General features: G+C 58.6%; 14 protein-coding genes and 1 tRNA gene. 8 read left to right on the top strand and 7 right to left on the bottom strand.

The annotated features are described in order from the left end of the window. Positions 1-367: 367 nt before the first annotated feature. The gene (locus VHO05_RS17865; RefSeq protein ID WP_329647966.1) at positions 368-1729 is read left to right on the top strand and encodes a carbohydrate porin; all 1362 of its coding nucleotides are present in this window, start codon (positions 368-370) and stop codon (positions 1727-1729) included. A 47-nt stretch (positions 1730-1776) separates the two neighbouring features. Here VHO05_RS17865 and VHO05_RS17860 read toward each other — a convergent pair whose 3' ends face one another. Beyond that, positions 1777-2802, bottom strand: a complete 1026-nt coding sequence (locus VHO05_RS17860; RefSeq protein WP_329647965.1) for a GGDEF domain-containing protein — start codon at positions 2800-2802, stop codon at positions 1777-1779. A 222-nt stretch (positions 2803-3024) separates the two neighbouring features. Between VHO05_RS17860 and VHO05_RS17855 the strand changes: the two genes are divergently transcribed. Together VHO05_RS17855 and VHO05_RS17850 are read left to right on the top strand one after the other, a co-directional pair. Then, positions 3025-4386, top strand: coding sequence for a HAMP domain-containing sensor histidine kinase (locus VHO05_RS17855; protein ID WP_329647964.1), 1362 nt, complete (start codon positions 3025-3027; stop codon positions 4384-4386). After that, positions 4376-5077, top strand: coding sequence for a response regulator transcription factor (locus tag VHO05_RS17850; RefSeq protein ID WP_329647963.1), 702 nt, complete (start codon positions 4376-4378; stop codon positions 5075-5077). Before VHO05_RS17855 ends, VHO05_RS17850 begins: the two co-directional genes overlap by 11 nt. Positions 5078-5184: 107 nt before the next feature. Here VHO05_RS17850 and VHO05_RS17845 read toward each other — a convergent pair whose 3' ends face one another. The 5 genes from VHO05_RS17845 to VHO05_RS17825 form a co-directional block, all read right to left on the bottom strand. Beyond that, on the bottom strand, positions 5185-8532 hold the full coding sequence (locus VHO05_RS17845; RefSeq protein WP_329647962.1) for an error-prone DNA polymerase: 3348 nt from the start codon (positions 8530-8532) through the stop codon (positions 5185-5187). After that, positions 8529-10028 carry a DNA polymerase Y family protein gene (locus tag VHO05_RS17840; RefSeq protein WP_329648198.1) on the bottom strand — a complete coding sequence of 500 codons (1500 nt, stop codon included), beginning with the start codon at positions 10026-10028 and terminating at the stop codon, positions 8529-8531. The genes VHO05_RS17845 and VHO05_RS17840 overlap by 4 nt, the downstream gene beginning before the upstream one ends. Beyond that, entirely contained in the window at positions 9994-10671 is a 678-nt protein-coding gene (locus VHO05_RS17835; RefSeq protein ID WP_329647961.1) for a hypothetical protein, read from the bottom strand. The genes VHO05_RS17840 and VHO05_RS17835 overlap by 35 nt, the downstream gene beginning before the upstream one ends. A 188-nt stretch (positions 10672-10859) precedes the next feature. Then, positions 10860-11717, bottom strand: coding sequence for a hypothetical protein (locus VHO05_RS17830; RefSeq protein WP_329647960.1), 858 nt, complete (start codon positions 11715-11717; stop codon positions 10860-10862). A gap of 68 nt (positions 11718-11785) precedes the next feature. Then, positions 11786-12814, bottom strand: a complete 1029-nt coding sequence (locus VHO05_RS17825) for a GlxA family transcriptional regulator (protein ID WP_329647959.1) — start codon at positions 12812-12814, stop codon at positions 11786-11788. Positions 12815-13236: 422 nt separating this feature from the next. Between VHO05_RS17825 and VHO05_RS17820 the strand changes: the two genes are divergently transcribed. From VHO05_RS17820 to VHO05_RS17800, 5 genes are all read left to right on the top strand, one after another. Further along, positions 13237-14262 carry an aromatic ring-hydroxylating dioxygenase subunit alpha gene (locus VHO05_RS17820; protein WP_329647958.1) on the top strand — a complete coding sequence of 342 codons (1026 nt, stop codon included), beginning with the start codon at positions 13237-13239 and terminating at the stop codon, positions 14260-14262. A 54-nt stretch (positions 14263-14316) separates the two neighbouring features. Further along, positions 14317-15270, top strand: a complete 954-nt coding sequence (locus VHO05_RS17815) for a PDR/VanB family oxidoreductase (RefSeq protein WP_329647957.1) — start codon at positions 14317-14319, stop codon at positions 15268-15270. Between the two features lie 148 nt (positions 15271-15418). Further along, complete coding sequence (locus VHO05_RS17810; protein WP_329647956.1) at positions 15419-15604, top strand: hypothetical protein; 186 nt, start codon at positions 15419-15421, stop codon at positions 15602-15604. A gap of 2 nt (positions 15605-15606) precedes the next feature. Further along, positions 15607-17031 carry a cytosine permease gene (locus tag VHO05_RS17805; protein ID WP_329647955.1) on the top strand — a complete coding sequence of 475 codons (1425 nt, stop codon included), beginning with the start codon at positions 15607-15609 and terminating at the stop codon, positions 17029-17031. Positions 17032-17145: 114 nt separating this feature from the next. Beyond that, a complete protein-coding gene (locus VHO05_RS17800; protein ID WP_329647954.1) occupies positions 17146-17904 on the top strand; it encodes a TorF family putative porin in 759 nt (252 codons plus the stop codon). Between the two features lie 675 nt (positions 17905-18579). Here the strand turns inward: VHO05_RS17800 and VHO05_RS17795 are convergent. Further along, a tRNA-Ile gene (locus VHO05_RS17795) sits at positions 18580-18655 on the bottom strand. Between the last annotated feature and the right edge of the window lie 170 nt (positions 18656-18825).

The following is an 18825-nucleotide window of genomic DNA, read 5'->3' as shown; positions in this document are numbered from 1 at the left end:
GGGTATTGCGAATGCGCCTGTGAAGATGCCGCTTGCTACGACGCGTGGTGTTGCGCTTCCCAGGCTGAAGTGCGGGGCCGCGCTCATGCTGGGAATGCAAGCGCGGTCGCGGGCGCTTTTCTTCTGAGCTAAGCCGCGTAAAACGTGTTTCCAATGGGGGTAATGGAATGCCCTACAATAAATCTTTGTATGAAAATGCGCTGTCCCGGGATGCGATGCGGGTCTTTCAGGCGCGGGCTGTAGGAACCGTCTGAAGGGTCAATTGTCTCGGCGTTGTAGCATGCCAATCGTGCTGGTAACGTTTCCGGAAATTCGAGTCGAGTTCGTCCGAGCCTTCATTTGAAATCGGGCAGCGAGGTCGGCAGAGATGCGCGCTCCCATGTTCGGAATACCCGCATGGGCAGTTGGGTTCGCCGTCATCTCTCATGGCATGGCGTATGCGCAGAACGTGGGCGTCGACAACACCGCTCATGCCGGGTCGAACACACCCGCTTTCAATTTTCACGGTCAGTCGACCTTCATCGGACAGGGAGCCGCGCCGTTCCGCTCGCCCTACGAGGGCGAAAATAGCCTCGATCCAGATGGCGAAGCGCGCGAAACCTGGACTGTCACACTCGCCGCCGGACTTCGTCTCGCGGAGGGCAGCGAACTTTACGTCAATCCGGAGCTTTTTCAGGGGTTCGGTCTGTCGAGCACGCACGGTGTTGCAGGCTTCGTAAACGGGGAAGCACAAAAGGGGGGAACGGAAGCGCCGGTCGGTTACATCGCGCGCCTATTCTTCCGCCAGACTTTTGGTTTCGGCGGAGAGCAGGAAGATGTGAAAGACGAGTTCAATCAGCTGGGCGGTAAGCGCGACATATCACGGGCAACCGTAACGGTCGGCAAGCTCTCCGTTACCGACTTATTCGACGACAATACCTATGCGCACGATCCGCGGACCACGTTCTTCAACTGGTCCCTTTGGGAGGCGGGGGGCTTCGACTACGCGGCCGATCTCAAGGGGTACACGTACGGAATCGCGCTCGATTTCAACCGGAAGGATTGGGCACTCCGTTTCGGATATTTTCTCGTGCCCGTGAAATCGAACGTCGAGAAGCTGGATTGGGATATTTTCGCGCGCGGGCAGTACGTCGCCGAACTCGAGCAGCGATATAACCTCTTTTCTCAGCCAGGAAAGCTCCGGTGGCTCGGATGGTTGAGTCGCGCCAACGCGGGCAACTATGACGAGTCATTGGCGTTGTCGGAAAGCACCGGCGCCGACCCCAACGACACGATTGTTGAGACCCGACACACGCGCACGAAGTTCGGTTTTGTGATCGGAGCCGAACAGTCTCTTAGCGACACTCTGGGCATCTTTGCGCGGCTCAGCTGGTCTGACGGTCGAAGCGAGATCATGTCGTTCACGGACATCGACTCAAGCGCTTCGATCGGGTTGCGTCTCAAGGGAGAGGCGTGGGGGCGGCCCAATGATGTCATAGGTATCGGCGGCGCAATCAACGCGATATCTGAGCCACACCGCGAATGGATTGGGGCTGGCGGATTGGGGCTCCTGATCGGCGATGGAAAGCTAAACTACAGCGAGGAGCGCATTTTTGAGACCTACTACATGCTGCCGCTCTGCGATCCGGTTTCGCTGACCTTGGACTATCAGTTCATCGACAATCCCGGCTACAACGCCGATAGAGGTCCGGTCTCTGTGTTCGCAGCCCGCCTTCATGGGCAGTTCTAGGGGCGCCCGAACTTGCATTGGAAGCCGCGAGCGCGCGCCCACGGGCGCTAGCCAAAATCGGCAACGCGATCGCGCCCGCGCGCCTTGGCTTCGTAAAGCTTCGCGTCAGCTCTCTGGACGAACGTCTGGGCGTCGTCTCCTGGACGGTGCTCGGCGACACCGAATGACGCAGTGACCTGACCGATCTTCTGGTTCGTTTTGCGGATCGCAAACTGCTTGGCTCCGAACTTGCGCCGGATGCGTTCCGCCATCTCCTTGGCAACGTGCTGCTTCGTTCCCGGCAGGATGATAGCAAACTCCTCCCCGCCATACCGGGCAACGCTATCGGTCTCGCGAACGTTTGCCTCTATGATGCCCGCAAGCGCCTTGATGATTTCGTCTCCCACGTGATGCCCAAACACGTCGTTGACGCGCTTGAAGTGGTCGATGTCGCACATGATCAACGAGAGCGGTGTCTGGTCCGCATTGCCGGTATCAACTGCTCTCTTCATCGCGGCATCGAAGAGACGGCGATTGCCGATACCCGTCAGCGGATCCTTGAGCGTTTCCTCCTCGGCTCCGCGAAGGCGTGTCTGAAGGGATTCTATTTCACGCGCACAGGCTTCAATTTTGCCTTTGTCGTCCACACTCGCGAGACGCATGCGCTCGTTTTCCGCAACAAGGAGGCTGGCAATGACACGAACTTGCTCAGCCTCTGTGAGCCTCACGAGTCGCGCCTGCGCGTTGGCAAGCGAATTCCGGTACGCCTCTCTGTTTGCGAGATCTGAGCGGATGATGGCTAGGACGTTGGCAAGTTCACGTCCGAAAGCCTCGGTCGTTGATGCGACGCGATCTATGGAGACCTGTCCATCACGATGAATGAGTGGCAGGACAAGCCGGCCGAGAAGCGCAACGCCACCACACACGCTGGCAGCGAGCACGCCGAAAGCAAAAATGCCGGGAAGATTGTAGCGCGTATCGCCGGCGCTGCCGCCGCTAACACTGACGGTACGCAACGTTAGAAGCGACGCGGGATCGGCATCGGAAATAACGAGCGCGATAACCGCACCGCAGATCGCGACGGCAGTCAGCAAAATAAACAGATGTGCAGGTGGCAAACGAAAGAAGGAAATCATGGACACGAACAGAGGCTAAGGCGCAGATGCATTTAGTATTGTCGCGCCGTAACAGATTCAGCGCTTGAGATCACGAGAAATGGCCAAATAACGTGCACCCACCAGCAGGGTGGGTCGTGTAGTTCTCCCAAAGATACTCGAACACTTACTTTATGTGACTAAATCTGACGAAAACTTACCATGAAGCATCTTGCCATTGCGGGCAAAGGGCTTAAGCATGCGCGTGGCATGCTGGACGTCAAGACGATCTTCGTTGTTTCAATCCTCTCCGATACTCTTTTCTGCCTCTGCGGGCTTCTGCTGTGGCGTGCGCAACCGCAGGTACCGGGCATGTTGCCTCTGGCGTTGACATTCGCCGCAAGAGGAGCCGGATTGCTCGTGCGGGGGATTGCCCCCGCAGTCTCTCCGTTTCTCGGCATCTGGCTCGGCAACTTTTTGTTGGCCGTCGCCGCCGTGCTCATGCTGGAAGGGTTCGCGCGCTTTCTAGGTCAGCCCGTTCCACGTCGTGTGCAGGCATTCGCGTTGGCAGGCGTCGGGATCTCCTGGCCTTTGATGCTCTGGTTCCGGCCCGACGACATTACGCTTCGCATCTCACTATTGGCTCTGTTCGGTGCGGTCTGTTACGCGTGCTGCGCTCTTCTATTCCTGCGAGACCGCGAACAGCCGGTGGTCTTGCGGCGCGTTACGGTGGCGTGGTGGAGCGCCGTTGCTGCGACCTGTGCAGCTTGGGCTGTCGGGGTGTGGTTTGCCCCTCCGCGTGGCCTATTCGATGCCAACCCCTACCAGGAGATCTATTTGCTCCTTCACCTCCTGTCCTTTCTGGTCAAAGGGGTGATGACGGCCATTCTCGTCGGGGTGAGACTGCGCGCGGAATTGCTGGCCCGCATTGAAGACGAACGCGCCCAGCTTCTGATCTTGAGCCATGAATTGCGCACGCCGCTCGCGATCGTGTCGAGATCCAGCGAACTCCTCGAGGGAGGCCATGTCTCGGCCGACCCGGCCAGCGCGCGGCGAATCTCCCAGATCCGTTCTGCGGCCACGCGCATGAGCGCCTTGGTCGAGCAATTTCTTGTCCATGCCCGTGGTACAAGTCATGAGCAGCGAACGGAACGTTTTGACCTTGCTCAAGAGATTAGGTCGCTTGCGAACTCGTCCCGCATCGTGCTTGACCTGCCCAAGCAGTTGGCAATGACCGGAGACAGGAAGATGATCGGCATCATCTTCTCCAATATCGTCGATAACGCGCTGAAGTATTCAGCCCCGCACAGTCCGGTCAATGTCGCGCTGCATACCGACGACGGATGGATCTATTTGACGGTAAAGGATCGAGGCGTGGGGCTTGGCTCCGAAGAAGATAGGATGCGGCTCGGCGAAAAGTTCTTTCGCGCACCTAACACCCGCGGAACGGCGGGCACGGGCTTGGGCCTCTATACGGTTCGCACGCTCGTCACGCGATACGGCGGGAGCGTCACACTGGAGCCGCGTGTAGGCGGCGGAGCCGTTGCAACGGTGGCACTTCTGGGGGCCGCCCATGCAGTATGACGGGCATGTGCTGGTGGTGGAGGACGAGCCGGCGCTAAGGATCGACCTCGTCGATTTTCTTCTCGCCCGCGGCTTTCAGGTTGATCAGGCAGCGACGTGCCGGGAAAGTCTCGATTTGCTCGAGCGCGCACGGCCAGACCTGATCCTGCTCGACCTCGCTTTGCCCGACGGCAGCGGATTTGCCGTGGCGGCGGCGGCTCGCCAACGGTACGGCCTGTCGGTCGGAATCATCATGCTCACCGCATTTGGGGACGAGGCGCATCGACTGGCAGGGCTTGGCGTTGGAGCCGACATCTATCTCGTCAAGGACACATCGCTGCGAGAGATTGAAGCGTGTTGCCGCAATCTGCTGCGTCGCCTGCGACCGTCTCTGACCGAAAATGCGGACGCCGCGGCACCTGCCTGGCGCGTTGACGAAATGCTCTGGCAACTCTTGACGCCCGATGGCGGTGTCGTATCGCTGACGGCCACGGAAATTGCATTCCTCAAGCCGCTGATGGCTGCGCCGCATGTCCCTCAGAAGCGCAGTCACTTGAGCCCGGGCGGCGAGCCGCGTAATCTGGACGCCGTCGTGCTTCGCCTGAGACGCAAGATTGAAGCGGTGAGCAGTCACCCCCCGCCGTTCAAGGCGGTCTATGGATCGGGGTATGTGTTCACCGGTGTTCCTTCTGAACCGCGAAATTCGGTGTGATTGCCCTTGATAGGGCGTGCGCACATGCAACACGCAAGACAGTGCGGCCGACAAACGGCTCCGCTGCACGGCCTGATGTGTTCGAGTAGACTCGCCTGCTTTACCGATCAGTGAAAATCACGTGAGCCGGGCAGAATCCGGACATTACGAGGATGGCGGCTGCGCGGGACCTGCGGATGCAGAGCTTCGTCTTCGGATGATGACGCTATCGTCGGTTCGTGTGTCTCGGAAAGGCGGGCGAGTTCCCCTGTGCGATCGATGATGCGCTCGGCCATGAGGTGGATGACGTCCTCTGGGCTGCGCTGCACCTTGCCTTCAATCAGGAGTAAACGACCACCCATCACTTCATTACGAAACTTCTCGAAGGTGCGTGACCACAGCACGGCGTTCGTAATTCCCGTCTCGTCTTCCAGGGTTATGAAGATTGCATTCCCTTTGCCCGGCCGCTGCCGCACGAGCACGACACCGGCGACTTTCCCTCGGCTTCCGTCGCGTTGCGCAGCGAGTTCAGAGCAAGAGACGATGCCTTCGCTCTGGAATAGCGCTCGCAGGCACGCCATTGGATGGCCTTTGAGTGAGAGCCGCGAGGTCTGGTAGTCCACAGCGATGTTCTCTCCAAGCGACATCGGCGGCAACCGGGCATCGGGTTCTTCGGCCATGTCCGGTTCATGTGCTGCTGCAAACAGCGGCAGGACGTCGGCGTCAGGCAGGCGCCGTGCCGCCCATAACGCGTCGCGACGATTGATGCCGATGGAGAGAAAACAGTCGGCATCGGCGAGCAAACGCAAAACCCGCTGCGGTAGGCGGGTGCGGCGAGCGAGGCTATCCACGTCGGCGTAGCCGTTCCGGCGCATGGCGATCAGAGGCTTGCACGTGTCCTCGGATAATCCGTCAATTTGCCGAAAGCCGAGCCGCATCGCCATCTTGCCATCGGGGCCAACGCACAGCGTATTGTCCCAATCGCTCTCGTTGACATCGACCGGATAGACCGCCACGCCATGATCGCGCGCATCGCGGACGATCTGGGCCGGAGCATAGAATCCCATAGGTTGCGAGTTCAGCAGCGCGCAAGCGAACGCCGCCGGATAGCGGCATTTGATGAAAGCGGAAACGTAAACGAGCTTGGCAAACGCCGCCGCGTGGCTTTCTGGAAAGCCGTACTCGCCGAACCCCTTGATCTGCTCGAAGCAGCGTTGTGCGAAGTCGCGATCATAGCCCCGGTGCACCATGCGCTCCACAAGCAGAGACTCGAACTTGTGAATCGTGCCGACGTTCCGGAACGTCGCCATGGCGCGGCGGAGCTGATTGGCCTCCGCGTCCGTGAATTTGGCGGCGACCATGGCAAGCTGCATAGCCTGTTCCTGAAAGAGTGGAACGCCCAGGGTTCGCGAGAGCACGTTGCGAAGTTCGTCCGGATCATGCGGCGGAGCAGGGGAGGGAAACGTCACTTCCTTCGGATCCTTTCGCCTACGCAGGTAAGGATGCACCATATCGCCCTGGATGGGCCCCGGCCGCACGATCGCGACTTGAATGACGAGATCGTAAAATTTTTCAGGCCTCAAGCGCGGCAGCATGTTGATCTGTGCGCGACTTTCGACCTGGAAGACGCCGACTGAATCTCCCTCTTGCAGCATCGCGTACACGTCCTGCTGTTCGGCAGGCGTCGTCGCAAGGTCGTAGCTTATGCCTTCGTGCGTTTTTATGAGCTCGAACGCCTTACGGATGCAGGTCAGCATGCCGAGCGCCAGTACGTCGACCTTCATCAGGCCGAGAACATCGATGTCATCCTTGTCCCATTCGATGAAAGTGCGTTCGTCCATCGCGGCATTGCCGATAGGAGTGATCTCGTCGAGTCGATTGCGCGCCAGCACGAACCCGCCGACATGCTGCGAGAGATGCCGCGGAAAACCAAGGATGCGTGTGGCAAGCGCAATAGCTCGCCCGATCACGGGGTTGCGATGGTCTATGCCGGCTTGCTGGAGATGCTGTTCGGAAATATTTGATCCCCAGCTCCCCCATACGGTTCCGGCAATCCGGGCGGTTGTGTCTTCGCTCAGCCCTAACACCTTGCCAACTTCGCGGATGGCACTGCGGGGGCGATAACGGATCACTGTCGCCACCAGGCCGGCGCGTTCGCGTCCATAACGATTGTAGATGTATTGGATGACTTCTTCGCGCCGCTGATGCTCGAAATCGACGTCGATGTCAGGCGGCTCGCGACGCTCGCTCGAGATGAAGCGAGCAAATAGCAAGTTGTGTTGGCTGGGATCGACCGATGTGATGCCGAGCACGTAGCAGACAGCGGAATTCGCCGCAGATCCCCGGCCCTGGCAAAGGATGCCGTTTCGGTTTGCGTAGTTGACGACGTCGTAAACAGTAAGAAAATACGGCGCGTAATCGAGCTGCGCAATGAGCTTCAGTTCCTCCGCCAACTGCTGCTGTACTTTATCCGGCACCCCGGCCGGATAACGCTCTCTCGCCTTTTCCCACGTGAGATGATCGAGCCATGACTGCGGTGTCCAGCCTGTCGGGACAGGCTCATCGGGGTACTCGTACTTGAGATCCCCGAGTGAAAAAGCGACACGCTGAAGAAGCTCCTGCGTGGCAGAGATCGCGGAGGGACAGTCGCGAAACAGCAGCGCCATCTTCGACGGCGACTTGAGGTGGCGCTCAGCATTGGCTTCGAGTCTCCTGCCGGCGTTCTCGATGAGCAAACCTTCGCGAATGCACGTCAAGACGTCCTGGATCGGCCGTTGCTCCGGCGCGTCGTAAAGCACGTCATTGATGGCGATCAGGGGAACCTTGGCTGCAGCAGAGACGCTCATCAGGTCACCCAGGCGTCGCCGATCGTCTCCCTTGAGATGGACACTGGCCCCAAGCCAGGTGTTTCCAAGCGCAGCCTCCGCAACGGCGCGGACGTGCGCTTCGAGGTCATCGAGCGCCGGGGGAGGCATAACAATGAGCAGAAGTTCGGAGCAATCGGATAGCAAGTCCTGACGCTGCAGGATGCAATTGCCTTTTGTTGTCTTGCGCTTGCCGGACGTGAGTAGGCGACACAGCCGCGCCCAGCCATCGCGGCTGCGCGGATAGGCGATGATGTCGGGAAAGCCGTCGGAGAACATCAAGCGAGTGCCAACGGCAAGTTTGAAGCGATGGGCGCGGGCTTTTATCTCTTCCGAGATGGCAGCCCAGTCGTCGGTTTTAGCGTTGGCGACCCAAGCGTACTCTCCGGGGCCCGATCCCTCGCGGATTTTATGCGCCGCTGGCAATCCTTCACGGCGCAAATCCTCAAGGGCGCTGTAAGCCCTGACGACGCCTGCAAGAGAATTATGATCGGTGATGCCGATGCCGGTATGGCCAAGCAACACGGCACGCGCGACGAGGTCCTCCGGATGGGAGGCTCCGCGCAGAAATGAGAAATTCGTAGTCGTAGCGAGTTCTGCGTAGGACATCATAGGAAGAGCCCATGCAGGAACCATCGATCACGTTCGCCGTCGGCGGGTGCCTCTGCTCGGAAAATCCAGAAACGACGACCGTCTGAGTTTTCGACACGATAGTAGTCGCGCGTGCCGTAGCCCAATGGGGTACGCCACCATTCCTCTGCAATCCGCTCGGGGCCAGTCACTTGCGCGACACGATGCGTGACGCGGCGCCAACGGAAGCCAGTAAGCGCGTCATCGCTGCGCGCCTCGACTTCTATCGGATGCGGTCGCGCGTAGATAAGCGCTGGACGCAATCTGCTATCGGAGGAGGGCGGAAGATTTGCCCATTCCCTTGAGGTTGCGACGAGTGCGGCCGGCGCCACGGACTGCGCACGTTCAGGGATATGGCTATTGACGGGCCGCAATCGCATCACGCGCTCGCGGCCCAGCATGACGGTAAGCCGGTCGACGAGTTGAGCAATCTTCTCTTTGCGATCATGGTGCGCATCAAGCGTGGCTTGGCTTTCCGTATAGGGCTCGACTTGCACAGCCTCGAAGCAGATCATGTCGAAGCCAAATCCAGGATCGAGCGGGTCGGAAAGCCCATCGAGGCGATCGCGGTAGAGGCGCATGATCACATCGGGATTGCGCGTCGGGCGGCTGGTCTCGATGCGGATGCGACGGACAGCGCCGTCCGCTCGCAAAAACGTCCCTTCGAAGAGCCGTCCTCCCAAGCCATGCGTGGTCAACCGATCGCTGACAGTCGCAGACAGTTCGGCAAGGATGCCCGAGATGGCATCGTGGCTGGTAACCGGCTCGGGAATGCGCTGCTCGGCTCTGTAAGGCGCCGGCTTGCGGAGAGGTGAGATACGTCTGTCCTCTTCGCCGAGCACGCGGGCGAGTTTCGTCGTGAAAGCCGGCGTAAAACGGGCGGTGAAGAGTAGCGACGGCCGGTTGGCGACGTCGGCAATGGTCTTGAGACCCGCCCGCTTTAAAGCCGTCGTGTCTTCCTGTGTGGATTCGAGCGCTGCGACCGGGAGTTCGCGCACCAGACTATTGTCATCGGCAAAGCATGGGGTCGTGCGAGAGAAGCGCGCTAACGCGCGCGCCATGTCAGGTGTGGACGCAACTGCGAGTTTCGCGACGGACACGCCAGCGGTACGCAAAACGTCTCGCAGACGTGCGGCGAGCGCCGTCTCGCCTCCGAAAAGATGGCTGCATCCTGTTATGTCGAGTGCGAGCCCGTCAGGTGGGTCCAAGGCGACCGATGGCGTAACAGCCAGCGCCAGATCGGCAAGGTGTTCGATGAAAACCGCGTCTGCCGATGGATCGGCGGTCACGGCACGCAGTCCGGGAATGCGGGCGCGTGCATCGGCGAGTGTCATGCCGGATTGCAGGCCGAGCGACCGTGCTCTGGGACCGACCCCGACCAGATGTAAAATGTTTTTCGTCTTGGCAACGAAAACCAACGGCGAAGACTCGCTGCCTCTCGTGTCACGCTGCCATCGGTCCGATGCCAGAAAGGGCATCCACAGGCAAAGATAGCGTCTGCGCAAAGCAAAGCCGCTCATGATCCCACTCCACGATGCCGCTTCTCCCATCGAATCCCGTCGTGCTCTTCAGCACGGCTAGTTCGAAAGCCGCGCATCGCGTCCCATCCGGCTTGGCCACCTCGGGAGCAGCCTGCACGCGCCAGCGAACCTGCGCGGCGTTCGGAACGGATTGGCCCCCGAGCCGCACGAGCACGATCGCAACGCCCGATTTCTCCGCGGCGAGCTTCAACCTTCGACTGGCCGTCAGGTCGATCGGCGCCATCGTTTCGACAACGACGGCGCCGAGAGCCTCGCAACGCGCACCTTCGAGTGCGGCGCGGAGCGCTTCGAGATGCGTGCGCGTCTCAACGATGAGGATACAGTCCGGAGAAAGGCCGAACCCCGCCAAGCCAGGACCATAGGCATCACCTGTTTCCGTAGTTGCCGCAGCTTCTCTCACCCACAGCAGCAGGGCGCCACGCGGGTCCGATGCGAGTGTCTGTGCCGCCAAAGCCAGGCCGAAGCCGACAGCCGCGATGCCATGTCCAGGAGCAGCGACGACTTCACGAACGATAACGGGCGGTTTGTCTGTGCAAAGCGAAAGCCTGACGTTGAAGGCTTGGACATCAAGATTGTTCATGTTTTGTTCTAGCAGATTTTAAGCGCTCTTGTCTAGCTCTTTGCCCATCTCTCCTCTGCTGCCGCCCGCTTTTGGCTTCCGTTCCTTACGGAGTGGGTTCCGGCTCATCGAGGTTTTGGAGCCGACCACGCGATGGGTGCTGTAGCAGATGGGAGCACGGGCCGCAGCTCCGTGCTCCTGCTTCGCATTCAGTTGCCCGGTGCAAGTTTCGCCGCATGATTTCGTCGCCACAGCGTATCCACCTTCCAGACGTTTCCATCAGGGTCCGCGGCAAAAGCCGCGCGGGGGCTGATGCGATAGATCCAATCGGAGCAGATTTTTTGTCCTTCGAGCCAAGGCAACGTCGAAAGCTCGATTGTGAAATCGCGCGATGACGCATCCCGTCGCGCATAAGAAAATTCGCAATCCAGAATTTCGCGAATGGCATCAAGGTTGTCGCCCAGGCTCTGCGCAATGTCGACAAGACGCCTCTGCTGCGCGATGGAGTTGCGTCTGCTGCGGGCCCGGATCGCATGGTTTCCCGTCACGTAGAGACAGTCCGTTGCGCCATCGCCTGACTTGACGAGATTTACTGCGAAGTCGGGCTCGGATTCGAGAAGGCGCCAATCCTCTTCGTAGGCTCCGCTCGGCGCATACTCCATCATAACGCTCCCATCGCTGTTCCACTCGAGCCAGCCTGGCTCAGGAAAGCTAATGACCGGCTGGAACCGCAAGAGATCGAGAGACGGCGGCCAAAAGGCCAAAGGACGAGGCGTCGAAACCGGATTGAATAGAGTTGTCGCGGCGAAGCAGTCTTGCTCGGCCAACGCCAACAAGTCGCCCTTTTTGCAATCAGCGAGTCCGTCGCGATGGCGCAGATCGGGTCGCGTCGCGGAAATGCGCATGTCTGCGACGCCGGACGCCGTTTGCAGCCAGATAACTTGTGTCTCGCGATCGACGGATCCATCCGGGAAACTGATGCTGTGCCGCTTCCAGCATCCAATAAGCTGTTCGGGTACCGTCCTCCGTCCGGTTGCTGTTTCCTCGGCAAGTGAAATGCTCATCATTCCAAGTTGTCCTTCTTCTCTCGTTTTTTTTGCGGATCGGCGCAGGCGCAGCTCTCTCGCGGGAATGGCTACAGCTCTTTTGTGCGGGGAGAGTTGCTGTCGCGCGGATTCGGTTCGGCCTTGCGCGGGGCGCGCTCTTTCAGGAGGACAGCCGGAGCAATCTTGTTGCCGTGCTTCCTACGATAATCGCTTGGAGAGCTTCCGATCAGATCCGAAAAGGCACGTGAAAACGATGCTCCGGAGCTAAACCCGCAAGCACAGGATATTTCCGTTATCGAGAGCGAGCTGAACAGGAGCAGCGAGCAGCTGTGGTTGACGCGTTCGCGCATGTAGAAGAGCTGCGGGGAGGATCCCAGTTCATTTCGGCACAGGACTTCGAGGCACCTTGTCGAAACGCCAACGCGTTTTGCGATATCGGGAATGCTCAAAGGCACTTCGATGTTCGCTCGCATGACTTCGATCGCCTCAAGCACGCGATGATCGCCTATTCTCTCGAGAAGGCTCTTCGTGCTGCGCTGTGACGATTGGGAGGAGCGGGGCGAGGTGGAGATCATTTCAACGGAAAGCGCCTCGGCGAACTCCTCGCCAAGAGCGGAGCAAATATATGCTGTCATTGCGTCGACGCTCGACAGATGGCCGGGATAGGTGAGGATATTGCCGTCCTGAACAGACAAGCGATCCAGAAATTCGACCGCGGGAAAGCTCTCACGTGCCGCAAGTAGGAGATCGACGTGACAAGTCGCAACCTTCCCATTCAATATGCCTGCGCTGGCTAGGAGCAGCGGTGCTTGATCAGCAGCCGCGATAAGGGAAGAGGCCTTTGCAAGTTTTCGGATAGCTACGTGTATTGCAGGAAGCAGGGCCGGCGCGGGATGAATATGAGAAAGAACGATGGAAAGGGCGTATTCGCCGAATTGATTGAGGGATGCCGTTGGAGAAACGACGCGACCATTGGCAAGCGTAACGTCTTGGTTTCCTATCGTAAGAATATCCACGCGAAAAAACTTCTCATTCAGAAGTCCATTGGCCACGCGGAACAGCTCCATGTGGAGCGTCAAGTCGAGGTCTGTCGCGCCGGGGATAAGCAGCAAGGCCACCGGACACGACACCTCTCCTTTGTGTTCCTTCGCTCCCCCCTCGCGTGCTGATGGCGCGCTCTTAGCAGAAGACCTAGCTGACGCTTGACGCACCGATCAACCTCCGGTCGTTCGCAGACAGTGTGACACGGGAATGGTGTCGAACCATCCGTCTTGAGACGCGTAGAAACGCGGTGGCGCTGAGTCCCACGCGAATGCACGCCATCTGAAGGTGCAATGACACTGTCTGAGTTACTTGTCATATGCCGCATCCCGAATGCGCATTATGCCAAGCTCCTCCATCGGGCTCAACTTACGCTGATCTGAAGAGCAGAGGAGACGCCACGAAAGGTGCCGTGGCCTCAATTGTTCTCGGAGTTGGCAACTCCGCGGTTTCAACGGCCGAAAATGGCCACAAAAAAATACATGCGGGAGACTTCAACGTGAGCCGTTATTCCAAGGCCGCACTTCAGCAGGCCTATCAGCACTGTTGGTTTGTCGTGGCTCGTAGCCAGGATATTTCAAAACCGAAATCCGCTGTTTTGCTCGGAAAGGACCTGGTGGTTTTCCGCGACAAAGACGGAAATGCCCGGGTCACGGATCGTTACTGCGTTCACCGTGGTGGCGACTTGGCAATTGGAGAAGTCTGCGACAGCGGAGTGCGCTGCCCCTATCACGGCTGGACATTCGACGGGGGCACAGGAAAGTGCACTGGCATTCCTGCGCTTCCAGATCCCGCGAAATTCCCGCCCAACGCCCCGGCGATCCGCGCGTATCCTGTAATCGAGCGCTTCGCGCACGTATGGACGTGTCTGGAAGAGCCGATGTTCGATCTTCCGAACCCTCCGGAAATTCAGAATCTGGATTTGGATTGGCGCGCAGCGGAGCCTATCCCCGTTCCGATCGGCTTCATGGCCGCGACGGAAAACTTCAACGACATGGCGCATTTTGCATTCGTGCACGCAGGCTCCATGGGGAAGGTCAGCCCCATCGTCGATGCCATGCAGATCAATCGCCGCGGGCGCGAACTCTCGACCACCATACATTACCCGAGCATACCGGGATCCGAGTTCTCCTCGATGGGAGATGCCTGGATGCACTATCATGCATACGCCCCCGGCATCGCGACAATCCTCTACGACTACGGCGAGGGTGGCCACCGATACCTCGTCGACTTCCCGTCTCCCGTCGGACCGGAAAGCGCGATTATCTACTGGGGAAGCGCAACGGCTTCGGATTTCAAGCACGGAAGCGCGGATGAAATCCTGGCGCTTGAAACAAAGGTGTTTGACGAAGACACACCCATCGTCAGCAGGATTGTCCCCAAAGAGGTACCTCTCGACGGCAAGGTGAGAGAGTTCTCCTGCTCGGCAGACATTCTCACGCTGAACTACCGCCGCGCGGTCATGGACGTCGTTGACAAGATCCAAGAGCGGTTCGGTTACGTGCACAGCGAGGCGGCGGAGTAGCCCCGCCTCGCAAGCTATGCCGATTTATCGCTCGATCAGCTGATGGATTTCAACATGTCAGACATCGACATTCAGCTTCGCGTCGACTGCTTGCGGCGCGAAGCAGACGGGGTAATCTCCTTGGTGCTGGCTGATCCCAGAGGGCGTCGCCTGCCGGATTGGGAGCCAGGCGCACACATCCAACTCCATCTGCCCTCCGGTCGAACAAGGCAGTACTCACTGTACGGCGGAGGGGAAGACGGCGCGCAATATAGAATTGCAGTCAAGGATGTCGAAGGCGGGCGCGGTGGATCGCGCGAGATCCATTCGAATCTCAGGTTGGGCGACATCCTGAAGGCCACGGCCCCAGCCAACAACTTCGCGCTCGAAAAAGCACAAAGCTACATCTTCATCGCTGGCGGCATCGGTATCACCCCCATCCTGCCGATGGCAAACGCGGTCAAAGACAGCAGCTGGCACTTGTACTACGCGGGCCGCTCGCTTTCATCGATGGGGCTTCTCGACGAAGTCAAACGGCTACCACGAGAAAACGTTACGCTCGCTCCAGGCGAGACAGACAAGCTCAAATTGCGCGAGCTTGTGAAGCAGGCCGAAACCGGATCCGTCATCTACGCGTGCGGTCCCAGCAGCATGCTGGATGAACTCGCCGAATTGTGCGGCGAAAGGCAAGACGTTGCGCTCCGCATCGAGCGCTTCAGTGCTCCGACGAGCGCGACCCCAACAAAAGATATCAACGCCGACAAGGCGTTTGAGGTGGTCATGAAGCGATCAGGACGGCGCGTCCTTATCCCCGCAGGCTCCACGATCCTGACCGAGCTTCTAAAGATTGATCCCGCAATTCGCTACTCGTGCTGCGAGGGGTTTTGCGGAACGTGCGAGACGAAGGTGTTGGAGGGGCTCGTGGATCATCGGGACACCCTGTTAACGGAGGAGGACCGTCAAAGGAAAAAGACGATGATGATTTGCGCCTCGCGCGCGCTGACCGACGTGTTGGTACTCGACATCTGATGCTGGCGATCGCATCGCAACTAAGGAGATAGCCGCAGTTCATTTTGATGTCGCCGCGAAAAAGGGACGACCTTCGGATTTCGTCGCCCGATGGACGCCTCCAACTACCAAATAAATAGAATGAGAAAAAAACCTCGGGAGGAGACTCATGAAAGGTAGCGGGACCTACGAAAGTGAAATCGACAAAGAACTGAACCGCCGTCTCGATGTCGTGCTTCGAGACGGCTACGACGACCCCGCCAGGGCCGATATCTCTCGATGGGAACTGGTCCTATGGTTTGGCGCCGCAGTTCTTATCGCTGTGATCACCGTCGTGATGAAGTCGGGGGGGTGATCATGGCAATGTCGGAAACGAACTTCACAGGGGCGAGCTCAGAGTACGGAACGCTACCGGTTCTCAAGGAGGAGCGACAGCTCGGACTCTTTGACCACTCGTTGGTCAACATCGGCATCGCGGTCGCCACCTGGGCCTTTCTGCTCGGCGGGACAACCGCCATGTTCGTCGGAGCCTGGGACGGAATTGCCGCAATCATCATTGGCAACATTATCGGTGTCTCGATCGTCTCGGTCAGCGTCTGCTTGGGCACGAGCAAATACGGAGTGGAGCAGTTCACGTTCGCACGCAGTGTTTTCGGACGCGTTGGCGTGCTGCTGCTCGTTTGCATCTTCCTTGCAATTTATGGCGTCGGCTGGTCGTCGGTCTTATCGATCATGTTCGGCCGCGCGATAAGTGAGGTTACGAACTCCACGATGGCGACCGGCATCGGTCCGAACGACATCGGCGTGACTTGGTTGGCGATGGTCGCCATCGTCGTCTCGTGGGTCCTGCTTTGGAAGGGCCCCACGGCCGTCAAATGGTTGAACCGGATTGTAGGGCCCGGAAAGCTCATCCTATGCGCGGGTATTCTGCTTCTTCTCTTCGGAGAAAAGTCGTGGAGCACGATAGCCGCGGCGCCTGCACTGCAGCCATTCGACGATCCGAAGACCAATTTTATGGTCGCCGTCGAGATCAATCTCGCCGCAAGCTTCGGATGGTGGCCCATCCTCGGAAACATCTCGCGCTTCACCAAGACGCCACGCGCGGCTCTGTGGCCCAACCTCGTCGGGATTTTTGCGGCCGCAGTTGTCGGCGAGACGATTGGGCTGTTAGCGGCCTTGAGCCTCGGCAACTTCGATCCCACGGCGTGGATGATTCCGTTGGGCGGAGCCGTCATTGGCTGTTCAGTGCTGTTGTTCATTGGTCTCGCGAACATCACCGCCATTGTGAGCATCTTCTACGGGATGTGCCTCGCGATGCGGCAGGCCGGAGGACGATACTTCGAGAACATTCCTTGGGGCATCTTAACGGGCGCGCTGTTCATACCGGTCATCGTCGTCTCGTTCTTTCCGGCCCAGGTTTACGACAAGTTCTTTGTGTTTCTTGCCTGGACCGCCCTCGGATTTGCACCGCTTTCGGGTGTCACTGCAGTTGACTACATCCTCCTAAGACGGGGGCGTGTGAACACGCGTGATCTCTATAGCGATGCGCCGGAGGGAGACTACGCGTTCTGGGGCGGAGTGAATTGGATCGCGTTTGTTGCGCTGTTCGTCGGAGGCATCGTCTACTACGCGCTTTTCAATCCGATGTCCCTCACTGCGCACAACGCGCTGTTTAACTGGATCAGCGCATCAGTCCCATCCTGCCTTGTCGCGGGCTTGGTTCATTACGTGCTGACCAAGCGCTTTCTGCGCGGGTCTCGAACGGGCGGCTATCCAGCTTAATCCCACGACAGAGCGCCGGCATTCGAGCCGGCGCTCTTCAATTGTTTACATCAACGACAATTTGCACCGGTTGCGCCTTCGCGCACGGATCATCATGGCGAAAAGAGGAATGACATGACTTTACGGGGGGTACTTCAAGGCGTAGGCGCGGGGGTGTTTGCGCTTGGTGTTGCGGCGAACGCCGCGACAGCTGAGGAAAGGGCATTCGGACAGGCCGTGAGCATCACGGGCGCAAGCGACTACATTTTTCGCGGGCTATCCTACACGAACCAGGACCCGACGGTGAACATCTATGCCGAGCTCAGCTACGGCATTGCGTATGCGGCGCTCTGGACGAGCAATATCGACTACGGAGTTCTCGGTTCCTGGGAGCAGGACGTCTACCTCGGAATCCGGCCGCAAACCGGACCGATCAACTGGGACCTCGCGGCGTACTATTACATCTATGGCAATCGCGACAGTGGTCCGCTCGGATCATCGACGGACGTCGACTATTTCGAGTTCAAGATCGGCGCCAAAACAAAGGCGACAACCGATCTGACCGTTGGCGCCACTCTGTGGCTTCAACCCGATCAAGGATACGCCGCAACCAAGAACGTCTCGATCGAAGGGTCGCTCTCCTATGCGCTACCGAAGCTGGGTATTTTCGACCCGACGCTCAGCGGGCTCGTCGGTCATTCGGAGTCGGGCACGAATACCTACTACCCGACCGGGTACTGGCTGAACGAGGATTCGTACACATATTGGAATGCTGGCGTCACGCTGACGGTCGAAAAGTTTTTCATGGATCTTCGGTATTGGGACACGACGATCGACAATGACCTTGCCGATAGCAGGTTCGTTTTCTCGGCTGGCGTGAACCTACTACCGTAAGGCTCGACAAACGGCTGCGACGTATGGCTCCGGTATCGCATGCGATGCCGGAGTTCGCATATCGGCTGGAGGTTTAGTTAGCTATGAGCATCTCTCCGTCCGCCAACTAAGCCCACTGACCCTCGTATGGATCAGAGCGGCGCTCGATGCCCAGTTCAGACGATAGACGGCACGCCGCATCGACTTGGTGCTAAAGTCAAAGCCGTTGCCTCAAGGTTTGGCGTCAACTTTAGAAGGCTGATATGACGTGCAAACACGGGACGCGTAGGAAGAACAAGCGCTTAGAGTATGTTGGCCACTTGCACTTTGCAGCTTCGACATACGATCTAAACTCCATCCCCGACACCACGCATAAAAAGCAAGAGTATGATCTTCTGAATGCGGGCTACGTGCGACTTCAGGTCGTTCTAGAGCGCGTTGTCGGAAAAAGGACGATGGAGCGAGTTTACTCGTGATTATAGGAGAGCACATGCCGACCCGAGCTCATTCTCGGCCAGCAAGTTCCGTGGATTTTGATCGCTTCGGTGATCGCATCCGGCGCGCTTTGCTGAAGTCGACACTGCTAATTATCGCAGCACTGACGTTTGGAAGCTTATTACTCATTAAGTGAAGCGAACTTTTGCTGCCCCGAGGCACCAGGAAGGATCTGCGGAGAAGGTAAGTGATTGATATATTTGGTGGGCCCGCCAGGACTCGAACCTGGAACCAGGCGGTTATGAGCCGCCAGCTCTAACCATTGAGCTACGGGCCCCCAAATCCCACGATCTCCGGGAGACATGGGACCATTGCTCGACACGAGCAGGGCTGAGCGGACCTCTATAACAGAGTTCGCGGGTGGGTCCAGTCGCCTCGGCGGCCTGCAAATGGGGCCGCCTTAGCCTTCTTTCCTCCCTGAACATATCCTATCTCAAACCTTCAAGA

Source organism: Hyphomicrobium sp., assembly GCF_036262015.1.
Classification (GTDB): Bacteria; Pseudomonadota; Alphaproteobacteria; order Rhizobiales; family Hyphomicrobiaceae; genus Hyphomicrobium_C.
Note: the sequence above shows the minus strand (reverse complement) of the source record. Positions and strands in the feature narration are given on the sequence as shown.

Coding starts and splice junctions, on each gene's coding strand:
- VHO05_RS17805 (WP_329647955.1), top strand. CDS start 15,607: ATGGCAATGTCGGAAACGAACTTCACAGGGGCGAGCTCAGAGTACGGA.
- VHO05_RS17845 (WP_329647962.1), bottom strand. CDS start 8,532: ATGATGTCCTACGCAGAACTCGCTACGACTACGAATTTCTCATTTCTG.
- VHO05_RS17815 (WP_329647957.1), top strand. CDS start 14,317: ATGTCAGACATCGACATTCAGCTTCGCGTCGACTGCTTGCGGCGCGAA.
- VHO05_RS17840 (WP_329648198.1), bottom strand. CDS start 10,028: ATGCCCTTTCTGGCATCGGACCGATGGCAGCGTGACACGAGAGGCAGC.
- VHO05_RS17855 (WP_329647964.1), top strand. CDS start 3,025: ATGAAGCATCTTGCCATTGCGGGCAAAGGGCTTAAGCATGCGCGTGGC.
- VHO05_RS17835 (WP_329647961.1), bottom strand. CDS start 10,671: ATGAACAATCTTGATGTCCAAGCCTTCAACGTCAGGCTTTCGCTTTGC.
- VHO05_RS17810 (WP_329647956.1), top strand. CDS start 15,419: ATGAAAGGTAGCGGGACCTACGAAAGTGAAATCGACAAAGAACTGAAC.
- VHO05_RS17830 (WP_329647960.1), bottom strand. CDS start 11,717: ATGATGAGCATTTCACTTGCCGAGGAAACAGCAACCGGACGGAGGACG.
- VHO05_RS17800 (WP_329647954.1), top strand. CDS start 17,146: ATGACTTTACGGGGGGTACTTCAAGGCGTAGGCGCGGGGGTGTTTGCG.
- VHO05_RS17850 (WP_329647963.1), top strand. CDS start 4,376: ATGCAGTATGACGGGCATGTGCTGGTGGTGGAGGACGAGCCGGCGCTA.
- VHO05_RS17865 (WP_329647966.1), top strand. CDS start 368: ATGCGCGCTCCCATGTTCGGAATACCCGCATGGGCAGTTGGGTTCGCC.